Origin of the sequence: Nostoc cf. edaphicum LEGE 07299, from assembly GCF_015207245.1 — a bacterium.
GTDB classification, from domain to species: domain Bacteria; phylum Cyanobacteriota; class Cyanobacteriia; order Cyanobacteriales; family Nostocaceae; genus Nostoc; species Nostoc edaphicum_B.
In genome coordinates, this window is the sequence record NZ_JADEXF010000442.1 from 1 (window position 1) to 4,519 (window position 4,519).

The window sequence follows — 4,519 nt, forward strand, 5'->3', positions numbered from 1 at the left end:
CTTGTAAACGAGTAGCCCGATTATTAGCAATATCCTCCTTCAAAACAGCAATCATGAAATCCAAAGTTTTGAGGACATCTGGTACAGTAACTCCCTGAGTAGCAAGCACTCCTGTACGCATAATATCTGGGTCTTTTGAAGCATAATCTTGAAAATATTTTTTAGTATTAACGAGAACAGTTAATAAATCTCCTTGATTGAATTTAACCTTACTATTTGGTAGTTTTCCTGGAGTAGCAATTTGGCTGCCATTAATGTTAAATTTATATTTTTTGAACTCATCAACAATTGGATAGGGTGCAGATGCTGCTAACAAATTCTGTCGAGATGAAAAAGCATTTTGAAATCTTGTGTTAAGTTGTTCGGCAGCTTGATTTGAGGTCAGAGAAATCTGTGATTGAAGTAGGGCAGAATTTTCTTCTTGAGTAAATGACTGATTTTGTGGAGTTAGTTGTTTAGTTTTTGAGTCGGTATATAGATAACTACTTGCTAAACTGACAAGTAATAAGGCAGCACAACCTACTGTAAAGCGGAATTTTTTGCTAAATAACATATTCTTTAATATTAAATAATCAAAGTTATTTTTCTATCACCTCACGCACTAACTGCGCCAACTTGTCGGCACTATCAGGAACTGCGATCGCATAAGCTTTTTCCCCCATCTTTGCTAAATCTTGTGGTGACTGCAATAAATTCAACACATTATTTTGCAATACTTCAGTCGTCAACTCAGATTGCTTCAACGTTAACGCTGCACCCGATGAAGTAAATACGTCTGCATTGTAAGATTGATGGTCTTCTGCGGCAAAGGGGTAAGGAATCAAAATCGCTGGCGTTCCACACACTGCCAATTCTGTTAAGCTACCTGCGCCAGAACGACTAATAGCAAGAGTTGCTCGTTGCAACAACGCTGCCATATTATTGTAAAAAGGTAAGGCTATGTACTGTGGATGTTTGAGACTATCTGCTTCGGAATCGCGATCGCCAGTTAAATGTACTACATAAATACCAGCATCAAACCAAGCTTTTGCAGATTCGCGCACCAACTTATTTACTGCAACTGCACCCTGGCTACCGCCAAAAACAACAATTAAAGGCACACCATCAGGAATAGCTAAATCCAGTGGTGCATTAATTGCCCCATCAAGAAATTGCTCTCTTACAGGAGTACCAACATAGACATTTTTGGCACGAGGTAAATACTTAGCAGCTACTTCAAATCCCAAGGCTACCGCACTACACCAAGGGCCAAAAAAGCGAGTTACTTTACCTGGTAAGGCGTTAGATTCGTGGAAAATCACGGGTAAACCGAGGGAACGCGCTGCAATGACGGCTGGCCCGGCAATATAACCCCCTGTGGTAAACACCCCTTGAAAATGTCCCTGTTTGAGAATTCGTCTGACTTCTAGAATCGAAAGGGCGAGTTTACCCAAAATGCGAATCGAGGAAACTCCAAACCCTTGCTGAAACCCTTCAACTGCAATAGTATTCAAGGGATAGTGTTTGGGGACAAGTTGAGTTTCTAGCCGATCGGGTACTCCCAGCCATTCTATTTGATAGTCTGGAAGTTTTTGCGCCAGGGCGATCGCTGGAAACAAATGTCCACCAGTCCCACTGGCAGCTATTAATAATCGTATCGGTGCGTTTGCCATCAAACCTCTACCGTTTAGCGTCTAGCTTAACTAAGATAAAACAATTTGCTTACTTTCTCTAATCAAATCAGTAAATTCTTACCAATGACTAACATTATTACCGCCTTAGTGAGACGACAACTCAAATTTCCAGCAAATATCTGGCTGGTTTCGCTCCTACTGACTATTGGTTTAACAACTGGTTGGCAACGTACTGAGGCTGCGACACCACAGCAATTATCCCAAGCCACAACACCCCAAAATGCACCAGCCGATCTGAAAAACCTGTTGACACAAGTTGATAGCGCTGCTAGCCGAGGCGATGTCAGAGGAGTGTTGCAATTTTACAGCCCCAATTTCACTCATGGCGATGGATTAAACCTCCAAACCCTGGAAAAGTCTTTGACTTCACTTTGGCAACGATATCCGAAATTGCAATACAGCACGAAACTGCTATCTTCAAAACCTGAAGCCAATGGGATTATTGCTGAAACAGAAACAAAGATAACTGGCTTACCCTCTGGTAACACTAATAAGTTGGCTCTCAATGCGACGATTAAATCGCGTCAGCGTATTGAAGGCGGAAAAATAGTCCGCCAAGACATTTTGTCAGAACGCACCTTGCTTACCTCTGGTAGCAAACCACCCCAAATTGATTTTAAATTACCACAGCAGGTGCAAGTTGGTCAGAAGTATAATTTTGATGCGATCGTCCAAGAGCCACTTGGTGATGATTTTCTACTAGGAACGGCGCTAGAAGAACCCATCAAACCAGATAAATTTCTTAACCCTACACCCGTGGATTTGCAATTATTAACATCTGGCGGACTGTTTAAAGTTGGACAAGCACCATCTACCCCAGGTAGCCAATGGGTTTCTGCGGTCATCCTGCGGGGTAATGGAATGACTATGGTAACTCAGCGTTTGCAAGTAGTGAAGAAGTAGTTAGGAGTTAGGAGTTAGGAGTTATGACCGACTGATGATAAATTATGAACGATGAAACTTGTGCTAATTCATAATTCATAACTGTTAACTCCTCACTCCTAACTATCCTAATGATTTCCCTACAAAATCAAATTATTTTGATCACTGGTGCAAGTAGTGGTATTGGTACTGCCTGTGCAAAAATCTTTGCTGGTGCGGGTGCAAAACTGATTTTAGCAGCACGACGGTTAGAACGTTTGCAGCAGCTAGCAGATACTCTAAGTAAAGATTTTAGTACTGAAATTCATTTACTACAATTAGATGTGCGCGATCGCCATGCTGTTGAATCTGCCATTGCGACTTTACCCTCTGCCTGGTCTGATATCGACATTCTCATTAATAATGCTGGCTTGAGTCGCGGTTTAGACAAGTTGCACGAAGGCAGCTTTCAAGACTGGGAAGACATGATTGATACTAATGTTAAGGGTTTACTTTACGTCTCCCGCTATGTCGTTCCGGGAATGGTAAGTCGCGATCGCGGTCATGTGGTAAATTTAGGTTCCATCGCCGGACATCAAACCTATCCCGGTGGTAATGTCTACTGTGCTACCAAAGCTGCTGTCAGAGCAATTTCTGAAGGTTTAAAACAAGACCTATTAGGAACACAAGTACGTGTAACTTCCGTTGACCCTGGTATGGTAGAAACGGAATTTAGCGAGGTACGCTTTCACGGAAATACTGAACGCGCCAACAAAGTCTACCAGGGAGTTACACCCCTAACAGCCGATGATGTGGCTGATGTGATATTTTTCTGTGTGACGCGATCGCCCCATGTCAATATTAATGAAGTTGTGCTAATGCCTGTTGACCAAGCTAGCGCTACCCTAGTTAATCGACGAACATCAAAGTAACCCATCTCATACGATTCTAAAAAAGCTTACCCCTTTTACTTACTCTACTCAAGAGATATTTAGTAGAAAAATTGTAGAGATATAGCAGTGCTACGTCTCTACAAGGGTTCTGGATAACGCATATTTAAACCAGATATCTAAAGTTTTACAGTTTATGTTTCAGTTTACGTCTAGAGAGTTTGTTAAGGCTTTAGCTACTCAGCTAGAGTGAAATTGATATATAAAAGAGCAATTTTCAAATGACCATTTACTTTTATAAGGTTTGGCAGCCTTATGGCTGTTTTTCTAACTTTTCTCCCCACGGAATCCACATCGACGGTGCTTACTGGCCAACGGTTGAGCATTATTATCAAGCGCAAAAGTTTGTAGGCAGCAGGGATGCGGCAATTATACCTCTCATCCATGCTGCCGCCACCCCAGAAGAAGCTGCCACTTTGGGAAGAAGTGGCACTCGCCAACTCCGTCGAGACTGGGATTTGGTGAAAACTCAAATTATGCGAGAAGCTGTACTCAAAAAGTTTCTCACTCATACTGATATCAGAGAAGTTCTCCTGAAGACAGGTGATGAAATTTTGGTTGAAAACTCCCCAACCGATTCTTTTTGGGGTTGTGGTGCTAATAAAAGTGGTCAAAACCATCTCGGTAAAACTCTCATGAGTGTGCGTGAAGAAATTCGTAATTTATTATCTTTAACAGTAATTTACGAATAATTTAATCAAAAGAGTTACATTCAACATAAAGTCAGCAATTAAACGGGGAATAGTCAAATTCCCCAGTCAAAAATATTTTAAATAATTACTAATAACTTAGTTATTGCTTGGAAGAAATTTTAATTAATTGAATTAATGGGCAAAATATTAAAAAAATATTTTTAATTTCAAGAAATTATTCCAGAGCCAAATTAAGTAAAATTACTGGAATAGTTTAATGATTGAGAATATAAAATTAGTAAATGTCAATGATTAAAAATTTCTTAACTTTAGACTTGAGATGAAACTTGAGAAGTAATTAATGATACAGCGGTTTTATATCTCCTTAAATCCACATAAGGGC

General features: G+C 40.4%; 4 protein-coding genes and 1 pseudogene. 3 read left to right on the forward strand and 2 right to left on the reverse strand.

The window, feature by feature from the left end; genetic code table 11:
* Positions 1–553: pseudogene (locus IQ229_RS14335) on the reverse strand (hypothetical protein); the annotation flags it as partial.
* A 25-nt stretch (positions 554–578) separates the two neighbouring features.
* Positions 579–1,652 carry an undecaprenyldiphospho-muramoylpentapeptide beta-N-acetylglucosaminyltransferase gene (murG, locus tag IQ229_RS14340; protein ID WP_194044750.1) on the reverse strand — a complete coding sequence of 358 codons (1,074 nt, stop codon included), beginning with the start codon at positions 1,650–1,652 and terminating at the stop codon, positions 579–581.
* An 84-nt stretch (positions 1,653–1,736) separates the two neighbouring features.
* Here murG and IQ229_RS14345 point away from each other — a divergent pair, with 84 nt between their 5' ends.
* The 3 genes from IQ229_RS14345 (at position 1,737) to IQ229_RS14355 (ending at position 4,176) form a co-directional block, all read left to right on the forward strand.
* Positions 1,737–2,576: a nuclear transport factor 2 family protein gene (locus tag IQ229_RS14345; RefSeq protein ID WP_194044752.1), complete on the forward strand. Its 840-nt coding sequence runs from the start codon at positions 1,737–1,739 to the stop codon at positions 2,574–2,576.
* Between the two features lie 110 nt (positions 2,577–2,686).
* Positions 2,687–3,466 (forward strand): SDR family oxidoreductase, encoded by a 780-nt coding sequence (locus IQ229_RS14350; protein WP_194044754.1) that lies wholly within the window; start codon positions 2,687–2,689, stop codon positions 3,464–3,466.
* 239 nt (positions 3,467–3,705) lie between these two features.
* The gene (locus tag IQ229_RS14355; RefSeq protein ID WP_194044756.1) at positions 3,706–4,176 is read left to right on the forward strand and encodes an NADAR family protein; all 471 of its coding nucleotides are present in this window, start codon (positions 3,706–3,708) and stop codon (positions 4,174–4,176) included.
* Positions 4,177–4,519: the final 343 nt, after the last annotated feature.

Coding starts and splice junctions, on each gene's coding strand:
- IQ229_RS14355 (WP_194044756.1), top strand. CDS start 3,706: ATGACCATTTACTTTTATAAGGTTTGGCAGCCTTATGGCTGTTTTTCT.
- murG (WP_194044750.1), bottom strand. CDS start 1,652: ATGGCAAACGCACCGATACGATTATTAATAGCTGCCAGTGGGACTGGT.
- IQ229_RS14345 (WP_194044752.1), top strand. CDS start 1,737: ATGACTAACATTATTACCGCCTTAGTGAGACGACAACTCAAATTTCCA.
- IQ229_RS14350 (WP_194044754.1), top strand. CDS start 2,687: ATGATTTCCCTACAAAATCAAATTATTTTGATCACTGGTGCAAGTAGT.